The sequence below is a fragment of the Roseateles violae genome (assembly GCF_030410485.1).
GTDB classification, from domain to species: domain Bacteria; phylum Pseudomonadota; class Gammaproteobacteria; order Burkholderiales; family Burkholderiaceae_C; genus Roseateles_D; species Roseateles_D violae.
This window is the reverse complement of record NZ_JAUHHC010000002.1, coordinates 398,744-415,465: the sequence shown is the minus strand read 5'-3', so window position 1 is coordinate 415,465 and position 16,722 is coordinate 398,744. Positions and strand designations below refer to the sequence as shown.

The 16,722-nt window shown below is 68.0% G+C and carries 14 protein-coding genes and 1 tRNA gene; 10 read left to right on the top strand and 5 right to left on the bottom strand.

Translation table 11 applies throughout. The features are described 5' to 3' along the window. Positions 1-6: 6 nt before the first annotated feature. Positions 7-489: a hypothetical protein gene (locus QWJ38_RS07430; protein WP_290358421.1), complete on the top strand. Its 483-nt coding sequence runs from the start codon at positions 7-9 to the stop codon at positions 487-489. Positions 490-550: 61 nt separating this feature from the next. Here the strand turns inward: QWJ38_RS07430 and QWJ38_RS07425 are convergent. After that, positions 551-638: transfer RNA gene (locus QWJ38_RS07425), tRNA-Ser, on the bottom strand. Between the two features lie 213 nt (positions 639-851). On the opposite strand from QWJ38_RS07425, the gene QWJ38_RS07420 reads away from it, so the two are divergent. Further along, on the top strand, positions 852-2,411 hold the full coding sequence (locus tag QWJ38_RS07420) for a methyl-accepting chemotaxis protein (protein ID WP_290358420.1): 1,560 nt from the start codon (positions 852-854) through the stop codon (positions 2,409-2,411). Between the two features lie 66 nt (positions 2,412-2,477). On the opposite strand, the gene serS is transcribed toward QWJ38_RS07420, so the two are convergent. From serS to QWJ38_RS07405, 3 genes are all read right to left on the bottom strand, one after another. Then, the gene (gene serS, locus QWJ38_RS07415) at positions 2,478-3,773 is read right to left on the bottom strand and encodes a serine--tRNA ligase (protein ID WP_290358419.1); all 1,296 of its coding nucleotides are present in this window, start codon (positions 3,771-3,773) and stop codon (positions 2,478-2,480) included. A gap of 86 nt (positions 3,774-3,859) precedes the next feature. Then, a complete protein-coding gene (gene ispH, locus QWJ38_RS07410; protein ID WP_290358418.1) occupies positions 3,860-4,849 on the bottom strand; it encodes a 4-hydroxy-3-methylbut-2-enyl diphosphate reductase in 990 nt (329 codons plus the stop codon). Beyond that, complete coding sequence (locus tag QWJ38_RS07405) at positions 4,849-5,292, bottom strand: FKBP-type peptidyl-prolyl cis-trans isomerase (RefSeq protein ID WP_290358417.1); 444 nt, start codon at positions 5,290-5,292, stop codon at positions 4,849-4,851. The genes ispH and QWJ38_RS07405 overlap by 1 nt, the downstream gene beginning before the upstream one ends. 62 nt (positions 5,293-5,354) lie before the next feature. Between QWJ38_RS07405 and radC the strand changes: the two genes are divergently transcribed. Together radC and QWJ38_RS07395 are read left to right on the top strand one after the other, a co-directional pair. Further along, positions 5,355-6,029 carry a RadC family protein gene (gene radC / locus QWJ38_RS07400; protein WP_290358416.1) on the top strand — a complete coding sequence of 225 codons (675 nt, stop codon included), beginning with the start codon at positions 5,355-5,357 and terminating at the stop codon, positions 6,027-6,029. Beyond that, positions 6,029-6,676: a Smr/MutS family protein gene (locus QWJ38_RS07395; protein WP_290358415.1), complete on the top strand. Its 648-nt coding sequence runs from the start codon at positions 6,029-6,031 to the stop codon at positions 6,674-6,676. The genes radC and QWJ38_RS07395 overlap by 1 nt, the downstream gene beginning before the upstream one ends. Positions 6,677-7,033: 357 nt before the next feature. On the opposite strand, the gene QWJ38_RS07390 is transcribed toward QWJ38_RS07395, so the two are convergent. Next, positions 7,034-9,712 carry a TonB-dependent receptor gene (locus tag QWJ38_RS07390; RefSeq protein WP_290358414.1) on the bottom strand — a complete coding sequence of 893 codons (2,679 nt, stop codon included), beginning with the start codon at positions 9,710-9,712 and terminating at the stop codon, positions 7,034-7,036. A gap of 304 nt (positions 9,713-10,016) precedes the next feature. Here QWJ38_RS07390 and QWJ38_RS07385 point away from each other — a divergent pair, with 304 nt between their 5' ends. Genes QWJ38_RS07385 through QWJ38_RS07360 form a run of 6 tightly spaced genes read left to right on the top strand, consistent with a single transcriptional unit; the run spans position 10,017 to position 16,701 of the window. Next, positions 10,017-11,309, top strand: a complete 1,293-nt coding sequence (locus QWJ38_RS07385) for a cyanophycinase (protein ID WP_290358413.1) — start codon at positions 10,017-10,019, stop codon at positions 11,307-11,309. A gap of 58 nt (positions 11,310-11,367) precedes the next feature. Beyond that, positions 11,368-12,486, top strand: coding sequence for a succinylglutamate desuccinylase/aspartoacylase family protein (locus tag QWJ38_RS07380; protein ID WP_290358412.1), 1,119 nt, complete (start codon positions 11,368-11,370; stop codon positions 12,484-12,486). Between the two features lie 8 nt (positions 12,487-12,494). Further along, positions 12,495-13,892 (top strand): YfcC family protein, encoded by a 1,398-nt coding sequence (locus QWJ38_RS07375; RefSeq protein ID WP_290358411.1) that lies wholly within the window; start codon positions 12,495-12,497, stop codon positions 13,890-13,892. A 30-nt stretch (positions 13,893-13,922) separates the two neighbouring features. After that, the gene (locus QWJ38_RS07370) at positions 13,923-14,918 is read left to right on the top strand and encodes a GlxA family transcriptional regulator (RefSeq protein ID WP_290358410.1); all 996 of its coding nucleotides are present in this window, start codon (positions 13,923-13,925) and stop codon (positions 14,916-14,918) included. Then, a complete protein-coding gene (locus tag QWJ38_RS07365; RefSeq protein ID WP_290358409.1) occupies positions 14,918-15,976 on the top strand; it encodes an arginine N-succinyltransferase in 1,059 nt (352 codons plus the stop codon). Before QWJ38_RS07370 ends, QWJ38_RS07365 begins: the two co-directional genes overlap by 1 nt. Next, positions 15,973-16,701, top strand: coding sequence for an arginine N-succinyltransferase (locus QWJ38_RS07360; RefSeq protein WP_290358408.1), 729 nt, complete (start codon positions 15,973-15,975; stop codon positions 16,699-16,701). Before QWJ38_RS07365 ends, QWJ38_RS07360 begins: the two co-directional genes overlap by 4 nt. Positions 16,702-16,722: the final 21 nt, after the last annotated feature.

The following is a 16,722-nucleotide window of genomic DNA, read 5'->3' as shown; positions in this document are numbered from 1 at the left end:
TGTCTGATGCGAAAGCCGTTCTTCTTCTTGATCGCGCTGGGCAGTTGCTGCGCCGGCGCCGACACCGCCATGCCGGACACGGTGCCCCGGGCCGCGATCGACAGCGTCACCCGCATCCGCCTTGCCTGCGGCAGCGGCACCGAGCGCAACGAGGCGACGATCGAGCACCGCAGCAGCGTCGCCGGCAGCGAGGTGCAGACCGAATTGCGCTACCGGCTCCCGAACGTCAACGCGGTGCAGCCCGGCGTGCGCTGGGCGATGGACATCGTGCCGAGCCAGGCCCCACCGATGCTGCGCAGCCTGAAGCCGGGCGCCTCGGCCAGCGAGCAGCCGCTGGTCGCCCTGGCACTGATGCTCAGCGCCGGCGCGCTGCGCCCCGGCGGCAAGGTCAGCGGCCAGACCGAATACCGGCTCGCGGAGTTCCCGCCCGGCGTGTCGGTGGTGATACCGTTCGCCGACGTGGCGGTCGAGGCGAGCGGCTGCGCCTGAGCCATCGACGCCGGGCCAAAAGAAAAAGCCCGCACCGGTTGGCTGGTGCGGGCTTCTCTATTGGAGGAGAGGGGGGGATTCGAACCCCCGAGACGTTTCCGTCCGCCTGATTTCGAGTCAGGTACATTCAACCACTCTGCCACCTCTCCGGAATTCGGTGCTCGCGTGGTTGTCAGCGAGTGAGCCCATAAGTATAGCGCAAGAATTCCCGCCGTGTAAATTTTTCGCAACCGCCACCCCCGAAGCTCAAGTTTCGGCTGTGCTGCCGATAAAGCCTGGAAGCGAGGGTTTCTTCCAGGTCGCGCGGCCACCGGCAACGAACCGGCTTTCCGCGCACCGCTTGCATTAGTGGGGTAGTGGTGATGAATATCAGAAATCTCCCGATCGGCGTCCGCCTCGGCGGCGGCTTCGCGATCGTTCTCTTGTTGCTGAGCGCGATCGCCGGCATGGGCGTGCAAAAGATTGCCGCCACCAACAGACATGTCGAGTTCTTTGCGATCAATATCGTGCCCTCGCTGAAGGTCGTCGACCATATGCGCGGCGTCATGCAGGACCTGCGCCGCGTCGAGAGCCAGCATCTGCTGCTCAGCACCGACGCCGAGATGAAGGAATTCGAAGGCCGCATCGACAAGATGCAGGCCAATGTCGAGGCCGACATCAAGAAGTACGAGGCGCTGCTTGCCGATGATCAGGACAAGCGCAATCTGGACGCGTTCCGCAGCGCCTTCGTCGCCTACCGCGGCGGCTGGGACAAGCTGAAGACGCTGTCGCACCAGTCGCAGGGCGACGCAGCCAAGGCCGACGAGGCCAAGAAGCTGCTGTTCGGCCCTTCGCGCCAGGCCTTCAGCGCGGTCACCAAGTCGCTGGATGACTTGTGGGAGTACAACGACAAGCTGACCGAGGATGGCACCAAGGACGCCGCGGCCGGCTACCAGTCGGCGCTGTGGCTGATGCTCAGCCTGGGCGCGGTGGCGCTGGCCATCGGCGGAGTCGCGGCCTGGTGGATCACCCGCTCGATCACGCAGCCGATGCGCGAGGCGATCGCCGTGGCCGACCGCATCAGCACCGGCGACCTCAGCTCACGCATCGAGGTGCGCAGCAAGGACGAGACCGGCCAGCTGCTGACGGCACTGCAGCAGATGAACGCCAGCCTGGTGCAGATCGTCAGCCAGGTGCGCAACAGCTCCGATTCGATCGCCACCGGCTCGGCGCAGATCGCCACCGGCAATGCCGACCTGAGCCAACGCACCGAGGAGCAGGCCAGCAATCTGCAGCAGACGGCCGCCTCGATGGAGGAGCTGACCGCCACCGTCAAGCAGAACGCCGACACCGCGCGCCAGGCCAATCAGATGGCGACCAGCGCGTCCAGCGTCGCGGCCCAGGGCGGCGAGGTGGTCGGCCAAGTCGTCGCGACGATGGAGCAGATCACCGCCTCCAGCAAGCGCATCGGCGACATCATCGGCGTCATCGACGGCATCGCCTTCCAAACCAACATCCTGGCGCTGAATGCGGCGGTGGAAGCGGCGCGGGCCGGCGAGCAGGGGCGCGGCTTTGCCGTCGTCGCCGGCGAGGTCCGTTCGCTGGCCCAGCGCTCGGCCGAGGCCGCCAAGGAGATCAAGAACCTGATCGGCGTCAGCGTGGAGAAGGTCGAGGCCGGGGCGCGGCTGTGCGACGACGCCGGCCGCACGATGGGGGACATCGTCAGCCAGGTCAAGCGCGTGACCGACCTGATCGGCGAGATCAGCAGCTCCAGCATGGAGCAGAGCACCGGCATCGGCCAGATCGGCGATGCGGTCACCCAGCTCGACCAGGTCACCCAGCAGAACGCCGCCCTGGTCGAGGAGTCGGCCGCCGCCGCCGAAAGCCTCAAGCACCAGGCCGCGACCCTGGCGCAGACGGTGGCGCAGTTCAAGCTGGCTTGATCGGCCAGTCCACAACAAAAAAGGCGGCCCGCGGGCCGCCCTTCTCGTTTATGTCGAACCCGCCGCTCAGGGCTTCAGCACCTCGACGCCGCCCATATAGGGGCGCAGCACCTCCGGCACCGTGATGCTGCCATCGGCGTTCTGGTAGTTCTCCAGCACCGCAACCAGCGTGCGGCCGACGGCCAGACCCGAGCCGTTCAGCGTGTGCACCAGCTCGTTCTTGCCGGCGGCATTCTTGAAGCGCGCCTGCATGCGGCGCGCCTGGAAGGCCTCGCAGTTCGAGCAGGAGCTGATCTCGCGGTAGACCCTCTGCGCCGGCACCCAGACCTCGAGGTCATAGGTCTTGGTCGAGCCGAAGCCCATATCGCCGCTGCACAGCAGCAGCACGCGATAGGGCAGGCCGAGCTTTTGCAAGATGGCCTCGGCATGGCCGGTCATCTCCTCCAGCGCCGCATAGCTCTTCTCCGGGTGGACGATCTGCACCATCTCGACCTTGTCGAACTGGTGCTGGCGGATCAGGCCGCGGGTGTCGCGGCCGGCGCTGCCGGCCTCCGAGCGGAAGCAGGGGCTGTGGGCGGTCAGCTTGATCGGCAGCGCCGCCTCGTCCAGCACCTGCTCGCGCACCGTGTTGGTCAGCGAAATCTCCGAGGTCGAGATCAGGTACTGCTCGGCCGCTTCGTCGTCGCCGCCGCGCAGCACCCAGAACATGTCTTCCTTGAACTTGGGCAGCTGGCCCGTGCCTTCCAGCACCTCGCGGTTGACGATATAGGGCGTGTAGCACTCGGTATAGCCATGCTCGCCGGTCTGCACATCGAGCATGAACTGCGCCAGCGCGCGATGCAGGCGCGCGACCGGGCCCTTCATGAAGGTGAAGCGCGAGCCGCTTAAGCGGGCGCCGGTCTCGAAGTCCAGGCCCAGGGCCGCGCCGAGGTCGACATGGTCCTTCAGCTCGAAGTCGAAGGTTCGCGGGCTGCCCCAGCGGCGCACTTCGACATTGCCGGTCTCGTCGGCGCCGACCGGCACGCTCTCGTGCGGCAGGTTCGGCACGCCCATCAGCATCTGGTTGAGCTCCTGCTGGATCGCGTCCAGGCGCTCGGCACCATTCTTCAGTTCATCGCCGATGCCGCCGACCTCGGCCATCACCGCCGAGGCATCCTCGCCCTTGCCCTTCAACATGCCGATCTGCTTGGACAGACTGTTGCGGCGGCTCTGCAGTTCCTCGGTGCGCACCTGCAGGCCCTTGCGCTCGCGCTCCAGCGCCTGGTAGCGCTCGATGTCGAGAAAGGCTTGCGGGCTCTTGCGGGTCGACAGCCGCGCGACGACAGCGTCCAGGTCCTTGCGCAGCAGGTTGATATCAAGCATTTGGGTTTTCCTTTGGTCTCTCGATTCTATGAAAGCAAAACGGCGTCACCGTCGGACGCCGTCTCGCGGTCTGCGTCCGGGCAGCATCAAGATCGAGAGGAACTCAGCTCGGCCATGGACTTGTCGCCCAGGCCCATGGGCAGCGGGAACTGCACATGCTCTTCGACGCCGGGCAGGCTGCGCACGGCGGTCGCGCCGAGCGCGCGCAGGCGCTCGATGACCGCCTGCACCAGCACATCGGGCGCCGAGGCGCCGGCCGTCAGGCCAACGCGGCTGCGGCCTTCCAGCCACTCGGGCTTCAGGTCCTCGGCCGCATCGACCATATAGCCGGGCGTGCCCAGGCGCTCGGCCAGTTCGCGCAGGCGGTTGCTGTTCGAGCTGGTCGGGCTGCCGACGACGATCACCACATCGACCTGCGGTGCCAGCACCTTGACGGCGTCCTGGCGGTTCTGCGTCGCGTAGCAGATGTCCTGCTTCTTCGGCTCGCGGATCAGCGGGAACTGCTTCTTCACCGCGGCCAGGATCTCGGCCGCATCGTCGACGCTGAGCGTGGTCTGCGTGACGACGGCCAGCTTGGCCGGGTCGCTGACGCGCACATGCTGCACGTCGCCGACCTCCTCGACCAGGTAGATGCCTTCGCTGAGCTGCCCCATCGTGCCCTCGACCTCGGGATGCCCCTTGTGGCCGATCATGATGAACTCGTAGCCCTCGCGCGCCAGCTTGGCGACCTCGACATGGACCTTGGTCACCAGCGGGCAGGTCGCGTCGAAGACCTGGAAGCCGCGCTCGGCCGCCTCCTTGCGCACCGCCTGACTGACGCCGTGGGCGCTGAAGACCAGGGTCGCGCCGGGGGGCACCTCGGCCAGGTCCTCGATGAAGATGGCGCCGCGTGCCTTCAGGTCGTTGACGACATAGGTGTTGTGGACGATCTCGTGGCGCACATAGATCGGCGCGCCGAACTTGATCAGCGCCCGCTCGACGATCTCTATCGCGCGGTCGACCCCGGCGCAGAAACCGCGCGGCTCGGCCAAGAGCACTTCCTTCGCTTCCTGCGCTTGCACTGCCTCGCCAGTCATCACAGCACCCCGATCACTTGCACTTCGAAGCTGACCGGCTGCCCGGCCAGCGGATGGTTGAAATCGAACAGCAGCCAGTCCTCGCCGAGCTCCTGCACGCGGCCGGCATAGCTGCCTGAGCCGTCCGGCGTCGGAAACTGCACGACGTCCCCGACGTGGTACTGCTCGTCCGGGTCGCCCAGCTGGCGCATCAGCGAGAGCTTGACCCGCTGCAACATATCGGGATTGCGCTCGCCGAAGGCCTCGCCCGGCGCTAGCTCGAAACGGGTGCGCGTGCCCTCCTCCAGGCCGATCAGCCGCGCCTCGATCGCCGGCGCCAGCTCGCCGGTGCCCAGCGACAGCGTGGCCGGCTTGTCGGCAAAGGTGTTGATCAGATCGCTGCCATCGGGCCCGGCCAAGCGGTAATGCAGGGTGAGGAAGGATCCGGCTTGGATGAGGTTCATGGAAACATTGTTCGATAGACTCGCCGGATTTTAAGGCCCCCCGGGCCCTTTCCTTTGCCGCCATGCCGCTGACCGACCTGCCCCCCGATGCCCGCCCGCGCGAGAAGCTGCTCGCGCGCGGCCCGCAGGCGCTGGCCGATGCCGAGCTGCTGGCCCTCTTGCTGCGCACCGGCATCCAGGGCCTGCCGGTGCTGCAGCTGGCGCAGTCGCTGCTGGAGCGCTTCGGCGGCTGGCATGGGCTGCTGCACGCCGGCGTCGCCGACCTGGCCGGCGTCAAGGGCCTGGGCCCGGCCAAGCGGGCCGAGATCGCCGCCGTGCTGGAGATCGCCCGCCGCTCGCTGACCCAGGAACTGGCCCAGCGTCCGGTGTTCGACGCGCCCGAGGCGGTCAAGACCTTTCTGCGCCTCAAGCTCGCCGGCCTCGCGCACGAGGTCTTCGCCGTGCTCTTCCTCGACTCGCAGCACCGGCTGATCGCGATGGAGGAGATGTTCCGCGGCACGCTGACCCAGACCTCGGTCTACCCGCGCGAGATCGTCAAGCGCGGGCTGGAGCTGGGCGCGGCGGCCGTGATCCTGGCCCACAACCATCCGTCCGGCGTCGCCGAACCCTCGCGTGCCGACGAGCAACTGACCGAGGCACTGCGCCAGGCGCTGGCCCTGGTCGAGATCCGCGTGCTCGACCATCTGGTCGTCGGTGCCGGCGAGCCGGTCTCGCTGGCCGAGCGGGGGCTGATCTGATGAAGCCGCCGGCCCCGCTGCACAGCCTGCAGGACCTGAAGCAGCTGCAGCGCGAACTGAAGCTGCGCCGCCGGCTCGAGGAAGAACGCCGCGAACGCGAGGCGGCGGCGGCGCGGCTGGCCGATCAGGAGCGGCGTGTCTTCGAGTTGAGCGTCGGCCCGGTCACCCCGCTGAGCGCGCCGCAGCGCGTGCTGCACCGCCGCACGCCGCCGGCCGCCGAGCCGCTGCAGCGCGAGGCCGACGAGCGCCAGGTGCTGCTGCAGGCGCTGTCCGACGATTTCGACGTCGAGTCCTTGCTGGAGACCGACGAGACCCTGTCCTTCCGCCGCGAGGGCATCTCGATCGAGGTGGTGCGCAAGCTGCGCCGCGGCCACTGGAGCCTGCAGGCGCAGATCGATCTGCACGGCCTGCGCCGCGACCAGGCGCGCGAGGCGCTGGGCCTGTTCATCCACGATGCCGCCCGCCGCGGCCTGCGCTGCGTGCGCGTCGTCCACGGCAAGGGCCATGGCTCGCCCGGCCGCGAGCCGGTGCTCAAGGGTCGGGTGCGCCGCTGGCTGGTGCAGAAGGAAGAGGTGCTCGCCTTCGTCCAGGCCCGCGGCAGCGACGGCGGCGCCGGGGCGCTGATGGTCTTGCTGAGCGGTAGCTGAACGGCCGGACTCGGTCCGCAGCAAGGGACGTACCGATGGCGCAACGCCGCGCGGGCGCTCGTTGACTGCCGCAGCAAGACCTCGTTAGGCTGGACCCGCTGTATCCGGTTTCCGTGCTTCCGTATTTCGCTGCCCTCGGGCAAGAAAGGTCGCGCAGGGCCTGTCGGTGAGCGGCCGGACGTAACTTGCCAGGTCGGGTTGGTGCGACAAGGTATCGGCAAACGCTACCGGGCTCGAGCCGAAACGGGAGACAAGTCGGGAGTCGCAACCGTCGCCGGGCACATTGACTCAGCACACAAGCGCCCCCAATGAAAATCGGGCCCGAAGGCCCGATCGCGTGTCAGCAGCGCTCAGCGCTTATTTGAAGGAGTAGCTCGCGCTGACGAAGTACAGGCGGCCCTTCGGGTCGGTGTAGCTGGGGTCGTAGCCGGCCAGGAAGGAGTAGACCTGGTTGGAGACCGGCGGGGCCGTGTCCAGCAGGTTCTTGATGCCGGCGCGGAGCTTGAACGCCTTGTTGACCGCGTAGCTGCCGGTCAGGTCCCACAGCGAGTAGGCCTTGACGGTGCGCGTCGAGCCGTCGGCCAGCGGCTGCTGGTCCTGGTAGCTGCTGTAGTAGGTGTTGGTCAGCGTGGTGCTGAACGGGCCGCTGTCGAAGGTGACACCGGCCGTATGGCGCCAGCGCTGCACGACCTGGTCACCGGCGAACTTGCCCACGCCGCTGACCGGCGCGTCGCCGGCGAAGTCGGCCACGTCGAAGTCGATCACATAGGTACCGTTCAGGAAGGCGCTGAACTGACCCCAGCTCGCGGCAGGAGCGCGGAACTCCAGGCTCAGGTCCAGACCCGAGGTATTGAGCTCGCCGGCATTGCGCAGGCGGCCGTCGATCTCGGTGATGAAGCCGGGGATGCTGGCCGATAGCGGCTTCGGATCGCGGGTGATGTAGCTGGCGTACTTGACCGGGTCGCTGAAGTACAGACCTTCAGGCGACACGATGGTGTTGGTCTTCTCGATGCGCCAGTAGTCCAGCGAACCGTTGAAGTTGCGCGAGAGCTCGAACACCAGACCGGCCGAGAACTGCTTGCTTTCCTCGGGCTTCAGGCTGGCGCTGCCGCCCACCTGCTTGGCCGGCTGCAGACCGCAGTAGTCTGGAATCGAGTTCGGGAACGAAGCCTTGACCTGCGCGCAGTAGGCGTCGTCGTAGATGCCGTTGGTCTGGCCCAGGCGAGCCGGCGCATAGAGGTCGGGCAGCGTCGGTGCGCGGAAGCCGGTGCCGTAGGAGCTGCGCAGCAGCAGCTCCTTCATCGGCGTCCAGCGCAGGCCCAGCTTGGGGTTGGTGGTCGAGCCGGCGTCGCTGTAGTCGTCGTAGCGCAGGGCCAACTGGGCTTCCAGCGTCTTGGCCAGCGGCAGGTTCAGCTCGCCGTAGACGGCGGCCACATGGCGCTTGCCGTCGAAGGCGGCGGCGGCGCCGTCGCCGCGGATCTCGCCGGTCTGCAGCAGCTCGGACGGACGGAACTCCATCTTCTCCTCGCGGTACTCCATGCCCAGCGCGAGGGCGGCCATGCCGCCGCTCATCTCGAACACCTCGCGGCTGGCGCTGAAGTCGAAGGAGGTCGTCGTGCCCTTGCTCTTGCGCGCCTCGTCATTGATCTTCGTGGCCGCCAGCGCCGACAGGCCGGCCGCATCGGTGGGGCCGAAGGGGTTCAGGTTGCCGCTCTTGTACAGCGTGTCGAAGCTGCTGGTCTTCACATAGCCGTCGATATAGGCGTCCGTGACCTTGCTCTCGCTGTGGTTGATGGCGGTGTTGTAGTCCCAGCCGGCCAGCAGGCCCTTGGAACCGATGACCAGGCGCGAGGTGTCGGCATCGATCTCGTTGGTGCGGCCGCCCGCTTCGTTCAGGCGCAGGCCGGTGCGCAGTGCGCCGCTGTAGCCCGGGAACAGATTGGTCGGGTAGTACTTGCCACCGGCCGGGTAGTTCAGGTTGGTGATGGTCAGCGGCGAGATGCGGTACAGCGACTTCGTGTTCGACAGCAGCAGCTCGGCGAACAGCGTGTGGTCGCTGCCGGCGTTCACCTGGGCGCGCGACAGCAGGGAGACCTTGTCGTTCTTCGGGATCAGCAAGGTGTCCTGCATGTAGTCGTACAGGCAGGCGTTCGGGCCGACGAAGCTGCCCGGCGCATAGACGTTGGCCGGCGGGTTGCAGTTCGGGGCGCTGGGGTTGGCACGCGAACCGGTGGCGCCGCCCGAGGGCGTGGTCTTGCGGGCATTGGCCGGGAAGGTGTTGGAGCTGCCGACGTCCAGATTGATGTCGGGCTGGTAGACGGAGCCGATCCAGTCGCGCTGGCTGGAGCGCAGGGCGTCGGTCTTGCTGACGTCCAGCACGGCCATCAGGTTGTAGCCGTCGCTGGCCAGGTCACCGACGCCGCCGGCGGCCGTCAGGGTGGTCTTGCCGCCGCCGCCATCCTGCGTGTCGCTGTAGTAGGCGTACAGATCGACGCCGCGGTAGTCCTGGCGGGTGATGAAGTTGATCACGCCGGCGATCGCGTCGGTACCGTAGATGGCGGAGGCGCCGTCCTTCAGCACTTCGACGCGCTGCAGTGCCGTCGTCGGGATCGAGTTCAGGTCGACGCCGGCCGAGCTGCCCGGCGAGGCGAAGTTGGCGACGCGGCGGCCGTTCAGCAGCACCAGGGTGCTGGAGACGCCGACGCCACGCAGATTGGCGCCGGCGAAGCCGCGCTGGCCCGGGATGTCGCTGAGGCTGGCCGCGTCGCTGACGTTGGCGGCCGAGGCGCTGATCTTGGACAGCAGTTCGGCGGCGTTGGTCACGGCCGCCTTGGCGATGTCCTCGCGGGTCATGACCTGCACCGGCAGGGCGGTCTCGCCCTCGAGCCGCTTGATGCTGGTGCCGGTCACTTCGACGCGCTGCAGCTTGTTGTCCTGAGCCGCGTCCTGGGCCTGGGCCTGCTGGGCCAGCGTGGCGCTCAACAGCATGGCCGCACAGGCGAGCGTCTTCAGTTTGGGATGGCGATGACTGGGCATGGGAGTCTCGAAGAGGTGAGGGAAGGGTGGTTGGGTGAACGAGGTCAATGCCGGCATCGCGGTGGACTGCATGCGGCGGTCCCGGCTTGAAGTCACTCTAGAAGCGCGCTTCGGATCTCGCCTATGGGGTTTTGGCGCGGCGGTCGCTTCGCCGCAAATACGCGTCGCTTGCATGCAAGCCGCTTGACGCCTCCGCCGCAACGCTTGCAGCGATGCGACATGCAATTGCGCTCGCGGTTCACCGGCCCCCGTTTTGCGGGCGACCCCGCTGGTTCAAGCCGGCGCGGGCTGACAAGATAGATTCATGCACCTCGCTTCGACCCCTATCCAAGTTCCCATCGCGCCGCCGCAGCTGCGCGTCGCTCGCCGCTTGATGAAGCTCTGTGCGGCGCTGCTGATGGCCGCCGTCGGCACGCAGGCGCAGGCCGCCGGCGTGGCCATCGTCATCGGCGGGGCGCTGAAAGTCGACAACGACGAGGTCTGGCAGCGCATCGTCGACGAGGCTGGCGGCGCCGGCGCGCGCTTCGTCGTGTTCCCGACGGCGGCGGCCAATCCGGCGCGCAGCGGCGCACAGATTGTCGATGCCTTGCGCCGCCGCGGCGCGCAGGCCGAGTCGATTCCGCTGGCGCCGCGCCTGAAGGGTGCGGATCTGCAGGCGACCCTGCGCGACCCGGCCTGGCTGGAGCGTGTCGCCTCGGCGCAGGGCGTCTACTTCGCCGGTGGAGCGCAGGAGCTGATCGTCGACACCCTGCAACCGGGCGGTCAGCCCACCGAGATGCTGAAGGCGATCTGGGCGGTGCTGCGCCGGGGCGGTGTCGTCGCCGGCAGCAGCGCGGGCGCGGCCATCATGAGCGCGACGATGTTCCGCGACGCGCAGGACACGCTGCAGATCATGAAGGGCGGCATGCGCGAGGGTCGCGAGACCGATCGCGGCCTGGGCTTCGTCGGCCCCGATCTGTTCATCGACCAGCACTTCCTGAAACGTGGCCGCATCGGCCGCATGCTGCCGCTGATGCAGGCCAAGGGCTATCGACTGGGCCTGGGCGTCGACGAGAACAGCGCGGCCTTGGTGCGTGGCGACTCGATCGAGGTCATCGGTGCCAAGGGCGCTCTGCTGGTCGACCTGGGCGAGGCCAGCAGCGACAAGCGCCTGCCGGCCTTCAATATCCGCAATGCGCAGCTGAGCTATCTGGATCGGGGTGACCGCCACGATCTGAAGACCGGCGTCAGCACACCCTCGGCGGTGAAGCTGAAGGAGGCGCGCCTCGATCCGGCCGCAAGCGACTACAAGCCCTACAACAAGAGCGAGCCCTTCTATCTCGACATCCTTGGCGATACCACCATCGTCAACGCGATGGCGCACCTGATCGACAGCCCATTGACCGAAGTGAAGGGGCTGACGTTTACCGGCCATCGGGTGGCCGGCGATGCACAGCCCGACCTGGGCTTCGAGTTCCGCCTCTACAAGGGGGCGGGGAGCGTCGGCTGGTTCACCGGCGCCTTCGGCGGCGAGGACTACACGGTGCTGAAACTGCGCCTGGACGTGCAGCCGGTCACGATCAATCGGCCCTTCTACACGCCGCTGCAGCCGCGCTGAGCGCGCTCCGGAGCCGGCCCCCCGGCAACAAAACCAGAACGACAGAGACAGGAAATCCATGCGAAGCGTGCTTCATGCGCTTGCGCCGGCCGGGCAGGGCACGACCCGCCAGCTGCGCAGCCTCCATTTCGGCCCGGCCACCAGCGGGCGCAAGGTCTACATCCAAGCCTCGCTGCACGCCGACGAGGTGCCGCCGATGCTGGTCGCGCAGCATCTGCGCGAACGGCTCGTCGAACTCGAGAATTCGTGCGCCATCAAGGGGGAGATCGTGCTCGTGCCGATGGCCAACCCGATCGGGCTGTCGCAGGACCTGCAGGGCTCGCTGCTCGGCCGCTTCGACCTGAGCACCGGCATCAATTTCAACCGCGGCTACAAGCACCTGACGAGCGAACTGCTGCCCAGGCTGCAGGGGCGGCTCGGCAGCGACGAGGCGAGCAACACGCAGCTGATCCGGCAAGCCTGCCGCGAAGCCCTTGCAGCCTGGACGGCGCAGACCGAGACCGAGGCGCTGAAGAAGCTCTTGCAGACCTTGGCCATCGATGCCGACATCGTGCTCGATCTGCATTGCGACAACCAGGCCGTGCTGCATCTGTACACCGGCACGCCGCTGGCCGCGCAGCTGGAACCGCTGTCCGCCTATCTCGGCGCCGAGGCGCTGCTGGTGGCCAAGGTCTCGGGCGACGATCCCTTCGACGAGTCGGTGTCGCGCATCTGGTGGGAGCTGGCCGAGCATTTCGGCCCGGCGCTGCCGATCGCCAATGCCTGCGTCGCCGCTACCGTCGAGCTGCGCGGCGAGGTCGAGGTCGACCACGAGCTGGCGCGGCGCGATGCCGCGGCCATCATCGAATTCCTGCGCCACGCCGGTCATATCGAGGGCGACGCGGCAGCGCTGCCGCCGTCCCGCTGCAAGCCCACGCCGCTCGAGGCGGTCGAACCGATCACCGCGCCGCATGGCGGGCTGCTGGTGTTCGCCAAGGCGCCGGGCGAGGCGGTGGCAGCCGGCGAGACCATCGCCGAGCTGATCGACCCGCTGAGCGATGCCGTCACGCCGCTGCGCGCCAGCGTCGCCGGCCCCATGTTCGCGCGCGTCGCGCGCCGTTACGTCACGCGCGGCATGCGCGTGGCCAAGATCGCCGGCACGACGGCATTCCGCAGCGGCAAGCTGCTGTCGATGTGAGCGCCTCCATGACCTCTCCCAAGCTGCGCATTCCCAATACCTTCGTCCTGCTGTTCGGCCTGCTGGCGCTGATCGCGCTGGCCACCTGGTTCGTTCCGGGCGGGCAGTACGACAGCCATCTCGTCAACGGCAAGCCGGTCATCGATCCGGCCTCCTACCGCGAGGTGGCAAGCCGTCCGCAAGGGCCGGTCGCGCTGATGACGGCGCCGATCAAGGGCTTCGTCGAGGCCGGGCTGATCATCGGCTTCGTGCTGATCGTCGGCGGTGCCTTTGCCGTGCTGCAGAAGACCGAGGCGATCGATTCGATGATCAAGTCGGTGGCACGCGCGCACAGCCGGTCGGCCTTCGTGCGCGCCGCCGTGATCCCCTTCTTCGTCACCTGCTTCTCGCTCGGCGGCGCCACCTTCGGCATGGCGGAGGAGGCCATCCCCTTCGTGCTGATCTTCATCCCGCTGGCCTTGGCCTTGCGCTACGACTCCATCGTCGGCGTGGCGATTCCTTTCATCGGCTCCCAGGTCGGCTTTGCCACCGCCTTCCTGAACCCCTTCAATGTCGGCGTGGCGCAGGGCCTGGTCGGCGTGCCCCTGTTCTCCGGCATCGGCTACCGGCTGATTGCCTGGGCCATCGCGACGGCCGTGACCATCGCCTTCCTGATGGCCTACGCGGCCCGCGTGAAGCGCACGCCGACGGCCAGCCCGGTGTTCGCGCTCGACGAGCTGCGCCGCAGCCGCCTGAACCTGGCCGAGTTCGAGCAGTTCAGCGGCGTCAGGACCAGCCACAAGCTGGTGCTGGGCATCTTCGTGGCGACGCTGGCGACGATGATCTTCGGCGTGGTCCGCTACAGCTGGTACATCGAGGAGATCGCGGCGCTGTTCCTGGTCATGGCCATCGTCGTGGGCGCGGTCGGCAGGCTGAAGGCCGAGGAACTGGTCGCCGCCTTTGTCGGCGGCGCCAAGGACCTGGTGGGCACGGCGCTGGTGATTGCGCTGGCCAAGGCCACGGTGGTGATCGCCCGCGATGCCCACATCATCGACTCGATGCTGCACTCGCTGGCGCCCTTCGTGCAGTCGGCCAGCCCCATCGTCGCGGCGCAGAAGATGTTCGTGATCCAGTCGGTGATCAACTTCTTCATCCATTCGGGCACCGGCCAGGCGGCGCTGACCATGCCCATCATGGCACCGCTGGCCGATCTCGTCGGCGTCAGCCGGCAGACCGCCATCCTGGCCTTCCAGTTCGGCGAGCTGACGACGCCGGTGATCCCGACCTCGGGCATCACGGTCGGCGTGCTGGCCCTGGCCGGCATCCCCTGGAGCACCTGGGCGCGCTGGATGCTGTCGCTGCAGGTCGCCTATTTTGTGATGGCCCTGCTGCTGCTGGTGCCGCCGGTGCTGATCGGCTGGCAGTAGCGCCGGCTCAACTCGCTTACAGTCGCGTCGGTGATCGCTTCGCCCCCTCTCGCAAACTCGACGCCGCAGCTTTGCGCGCTCTTGCTGCTGCCCGGCTTCTCGCTGCGCGCGGCGGCCGGCATCATCGAGGTGCTGCAGGCGGCCAACGAGTTGCAGGACGAGGCGAACTACCGCTTCAGCTGCGTATCGCCGCAGGGCGGTCCCGTTCGAGCGGCGGCCGGCGTGTCGTGGGACGCCGAACCGTTCGACGTCCAGCGGCCCTGGAACCTGCTGCTGGTGCTGGCGGGCGAGTGCCCGCCGTGCGAGCCCGCCGTGCTGCAGCAGCTTCGGCTGCTGGACCAGCGGGGCTGCGTGCTGGCCGGCGTCGACGGCGGCAGCGCCTTGCTCGCCGCAGCCGGCTTGCTCGAGGGCCAGCGAGCGACGGCGGACTGGACGCTGATCGAGTCGCTGCAGCAGGCGCATCCGGGGGTCTTGTGGTCGAGCATGGTGTGGGAGATCGCCGGACGGCTCAGCTGCGCCGGCGGGAGTGCCAGCGTCGACCTGATGCTGACCTGGCTGACGCGCCGCCATGGCGAGCGGCTCGGGCAGGAGCTGATGCTGGCGCTGGGCCTGGAGCGGGTTCGCGGCGCGGACGAGCGCCAGCGCCAGCGTGCTGCACTGGCCGAACACATGGGCACCGGCAGCCCCAAGCTCAGCGAGGCCGTGGCGCTGATGGAGGCCAATCTCGGCGAACCGCTGCCCACCGAAGAGATTGCGCGACTGGTCGGCGTATCCCGACGCCAGCTCGAGCGTCTGTTCAAACAGCATCTCGACGCCTTGCCCTCGCGCTACTACCTGGAGCTGCGCCTGGATCGGGCGCGCCGCCTGCTGCAGCAATCGAGCCAGTCGATACTGCAGATCGGCCTGTCCTGTGGCTTCTCCTCGGGCCCCCATTTCTCGAACGCCTACAAGACCCGTTTCGGCCACACGCCCCGCGACGAACGCAGCCAACGCGCCGCCGCCTGGCGCATGCCTGGAGACAGCTGATGAATCCGCTTGACTTCCTCTTGCGCCCCGTGGCGCTGGCTGATCTGCCGGCGCTGGAGCGCATGGCCGCCGCCAGCGCCGATGCGATCAATTCGCTGCCGCACGATCGCGCCAAGCTGCTCACCCGCATCGAGCGCTCGATCGAGGCCTTCGCCAGCCAGGACGCCGCGAGCGGCGAGGAAACCTATCTGTTCGTGCTCGAGGACCTCGCGCGCGGCGAACTGATCGGCTGCAGCGGCATCGCGGCCAGCGCCGGCTTCCACGACCGCTTCTACAGCTACCGCAACGAGTTTGTCGTCCACGCCAGCGCCGCCTTGGGCGTCAGCCAGCGCATGCACACCCTGCATCTGTGCCATGACCTGACCGGCTACACCTTGCTGACGTCCTTTTATATCGACCCGGCCTACGAGCAGGGGCTGGCACCCCAGCTGCTGTCGCGCGCGCGCCTGCTCTTCATCGCCCAGTTCGCCGAGCGCTTCAGCGACCGGCTGGCCGCCGAGAATCCGGGCCTTGCCGACGCGGCGGGGAACAGCCCCTTCTGGGATGCGATCGGCCGCCGTTTTTTCGATATGGACTATCCGCAGGCCGAGTCGCTCGCCGGTGGGCGCCACAAGGCCTTCATCGCCGAGCTGATGCCGCACTCGGCCGTCTACGTGCCTTTGCTGCCGGAGGCGGCGCAATGGGCGATCGGCCAGCTGCACCCGGTGGCCGAGCTGCCCTTCTCCATCCTGCAGGACGAGGGCTTCGATGCGGACACCTATGTGGACATCTTCGACGGCGGGCCCACCGTGGAGGCGAACCTGGCCATGCTGCGCAGCGTGCGCCATGCGAGGCGGCTGACGGTCAATAAGGGGCCGGATAGCGCCGGTGAGCCGGTCTGGCATGTGGTGACGAATGCGCGACGCGAGGGGTTTCGGGCCGTGCTGGCCGAGCTGCCGGCCCGGGCCGCGGACCTGCCCCCCGACGCGCCCCTGGCTGCGCGGCTGCGCGTGCAGGAGGGACAGCAGCTCTGTGCCACGCCGCTGCCGGGCGCCGATCCGGCAGGAGACCGTCCATGAAAGTTGTGCGCACGCAGCTGCCGGCCGACGCGGCGATTCTTGCCGGCTGGATCAACCAGACCGGCGTTCCGGTCAAGGCCGAGCCATGCGCCGGTGATATCGGCTTCGTGCTGAGCGAGAGCGCCGGAGCGCCGCTTGCCTGTTTGCGCCTGCGCCCGAGGCTGGGCATGGAACTGCCGCGCTACAGCTTTCATCTGGGTCGCGTCGTCCATGCGGCGGCCGAGCTGGAATTGTTCCGGGTGCAGCAGGTTCTGCTGCTCGGCAACGACCACACGGGCGAAAGCGAGCTTTGCGATCTGGCCTGTGCGCCCGATCTCGGGGATCCCGAGCGCATTGCGGCGTTGAGCGTGCTGATCGAGGCGGCGCTGGCGCATATCCGCGCGCACCGGGAAGATTTTGGTCGAACGCTGGTTGCCGAACTGGCAGGCCCGAGCGACGCCGCAGGCCGCTCGCCGTTCTGGCGGGGCCTCGGTGGCAAGTTCTACAGCGGTGATCCGCTGCTGGCGCAGTCGCGATTCGGCGATGCCTGGCGCAGCCATCTGGCGGCGCTGCTGCCGCGCCAGGCGCTCTACCTGTCATTCCTCGGCGAGCCGGCTCAGGCTGCGCTGGGCCAGATCGGTGCGCTTGGCCAAGCCGCCGGGCAGGCCTTGCAGGCCTGCGGTCTGCGCTTTGCGCAGCATGTGCGCATCGACGATGGCGGCCCCTTGCTCGAGATGGACCTATGAGCGCCCAACCACATTTCTCCA